Genomic DNA, 1232 nt, shown 5'->3' on the forward strand with positions numbered 1-1232 from the left:
ATTATTCAAGCAAAGTAAAGCCAAAGTACAATAGTTTAAATAGTGGTAATAAGGAAAACCCACAGTTAAAAGAKAATATAGAAATATTAATTTTATAGAATGTGTATTTTAAATAAATTTTTTTAAAATAAAAGGTCAAATTAATATTTGACCTTTTATTTATTACTGTTTTTAATCATATAATCTATATTTGTCATAAGACCTCTGCTTTTATTATATTTTATAACTGCACGAGTTCCCCCAACAAGCTTATTATTTTGTATTATAGGAGAACCACTCATACCTTGAACTATACCACCACGATATTTTAATAAATCTTTATCTACAATTTTTATAGATGAGAAATTCTCTCCAACTTCAACTATTTCAATTTCATGCATTTTTAACTCATTAGATATAGGAGACTTACAATATAAATAAGCATTACCTACTTTTGGAGTCCCTATTTCTAAAGCTAAGTTTGTATTATATTTATACTTATCAAACTTACCGCTCATGCCTCCATCACCAATACCACTAAACTTACCTATCTTATCTCCACTTGCACTTGCAACTAAATTACCTGTATGAAAAATAGTATTTTTACGAGTTTGAACATAAGAGGTATTAAAAATTCCACTATCTAGAATTTCAAAAGGTGTATCATCATCCTTTATGTTATGAGATAGCGCTATAAAATTACCTTTAGAATCTATTGCTGTTATAGTACCTAAATAAAATGAATAATAGCCTATTTCGAAATCTCTAAGATCATCAGAAGTTATATTCATTGTTTTAGTTTTTCCATTTCTAGAATATATAACTTCTAAAGGTAGTTTTTTAGATTTCATCGTTTTTTCTAGAGTTTCACGATTTAAATTAATTTCTTCTCCACCTATTTTTATAGCTAATAATATATCTGATTTTTTTAAAGTTCTGTTAGAGTTTAGTTTATTTGATATTATAGGGTATTTTAGTTTAACGAAAAATTCAACAACTTCTCCAGATGGCATAAGCTTTGTATTTTTTGATATATCAGTATCATTTCCAAATACAAAAGAACACCCGAGTAAATTTATTACTAATATAGTTGAAAGAACTTTCTTAAAAAAGCCTAGTTTTACGTCATTCATTCAGTCAACTCCCTTTTATTTTATATATACTTATTTGTATCTTTCCTAAAATACATATAAAATATATTGTAATGTAATTACTAATAATATATAAAATAATCAATAATGTTAAAATTTAAA

2 protein-coding genes (1 of these 2 running past the window's edge) are annotated in these 1232 nt (G+C 25.1%); one reads left to right on the plus strand and one right to left on the minus strand.

Annotation, left to right across the window (positions count from 1 at the left end):
* Nucleotides 1-98 carry part of the coding region annotated (locus tag G3997_RS04470) for a type I restriction enzyme endonuclease domain-containing protein (RefSeq protein WP_296648732.1) on the plus strand (this coding region is incomplete at its 5' end). Its footprint begins 191 nt before the window's first position, so 98 of the 289 annotated nt are shown.
* A 57-nt stretch (nucleotides 99-155) separates the two neighbouring features.
* On the opposite strand, the gene G3997_RS04475 is transcribed toward G3997_RS04470, so the two are convergent.
* The gene (locus G3997_RS04475) at nucleotides 156-1112 is read right to left on the minus strand and encodes a SpoIVB peptidase S55 domain-containing protein (protein ID WP_296648736.1); all 957 of its coding nucleotides are present in this window, start codon (nucleotides 1110-1112) and stop codon (nucleotides 156-158) included.
* Between the last annotated feature and the right edge of the window lie 120 nt (nucleotides 1113-1232).

The organism is Romboutsia sp. 13368, assembly GCF_018336475.1.
Taxonomy (GTDB): Bacteria; Bacillota; Clostridia; order Peptostreptococcales; family Peptostreptococcaceae; genus Romboutsia.

Excerpts from the sequence above, each read along its gene's own strand:
- G3997_RS04475 (WP_296648736.1), bottom strand. The coding sequence starts at position 1,112 with ATGAATGACGTAAAACTAGGCTTTTTTAAGAAAGTTCTTTCAACTATA.